Raw genomic sequence first — 468 nt, forward strand, 5'->3', positions numbered from 1 at the left:
TGATAGCAATTCGGTTTTTATTTGCCCGGTAAGCAGATTGTGGTATGCCCCATTAGGGGTACATTCGCACTACAACGGTGCAACATGGTAAAAAAAACAGCGCATGGATGGCGATTGCTGAAATTGTCAGCAGTCGAACGCAATTCTTTGAATCAGGCTTTGACAAGGCCGGATGGCATCGTTAATATGCGCCCCGTTCACACGATTCCTCTGTAGTTCAGTCGGTAGAACGGCGGACTGTTAATCCGTATGTCACTGGTTCGAGTCCAGTCAGAGGAGCCAAATTTAAAAAGCCTGCTTTCGAGCAGGCTTTTTGCTTTTCAGCGCCGGTACTTCTGCCGGAAGGCGAATGGCCACCCTCCGGCGATTGCGGCTTTAGCGTAAACTCTCTTCCTTAAGATCTATCTCCCGCAGCACCTCATAAAAAGTGATATCGCTGATGTTATGGGCGCGGCGCAGCCGGAACAG

Annotated in this window: 1 tRNA gene; it reads left to right on the top strand. The window is 49.8% G+C overall.

Going from position 1 to position 468, the window contains the following annotated elements:
* Window positions 1-206: 206 nt before the first annotated feature.
* A tRNA-Asn gene (locus L6758_RS10915) sits at window positions 207-282 on the top strand.
* Window positions 283-468: the final 186 nt, after the last annotated feature.

It is taken from the genome of Rothia nasimurium, assembly GCF_928382285.1.
GTDB lineage: Bacteria > Actinomycetota > Actinomycetes > Actinomycetales > Micrococcaceae > Rothia > Rothia nasimurium_E.